This is a genomic window from Streptomyces sp. B1866 (genome assembly GCF_031932565.1).
In the GTDB taxonomy this organism is placed as follows: Bacteria; Actinomycetota; Actinomycetes; order Streptomycetales; family Streptomycetaceae; genus Streptomyces.
In genome coordinates this window covers 1-478 of sequence record NZ_JAVSCF010000606.1, presented here as the reverse complement: position 1 = coordinate 478, position 478 = coordinate 1, and the positions used below count along the sequence as shown (strand labels likewise).

The following is a 478-nucleotide window of genomic DNA, read 5'->3' as shown; positions in this document are numbered from 1 at the left end:
TGGCCGGCACGGCCCGGCTGCTGGCCCGCGCCGGCTACCTGCCGGTGGCGCTGTGCGGCCGCGACGAGCGGCTGCGCCGCCGCCTGGCGGCCGAGCCGGGCGCGGTCGCCCTCGGCTGGGTGGACGACGTGCCCGGCCTGATGGCCGCGGCGCGCGCCCTGGTGGACAACGCGGCGGGCCAGACGGCCGTGCAGGCGCTCGCCGCCGGGCTGCCGGTGGTGGGCTACCGGCCCATCCCCGGGCACGGCGCCGCGGGCGTGCGCCGGATGGCCGCCGAGGGCCTGACCGACCACGCGCCCGACCCGGGGCGGCTGGTCGCCTCGCTCGACGCGCTGACCGCAGACGGCCCGGTCCGCGAGCGGCGGATCGCCGTCGGCCGCGCCCTGTTCAGGGCCGACGCCGCGGCGTGCGTGGCATCGGCCGTACCGGGACCGGCCCCGGGGCCCGCCGCCCCGGCGTCCCGGGCGCGCGGCCGGGA

At 83.3% G+C, this 478-nt stretch carries 1 pseudogene; it reads left to right on the top strand.

The annotated features are described in order from the left end of the window. Nucleotides 1–478: pseudogene (locus tag RKE29_RS30405) on the top strand (galactosyldiacylglycerol synthase); the annotation flags it as partial.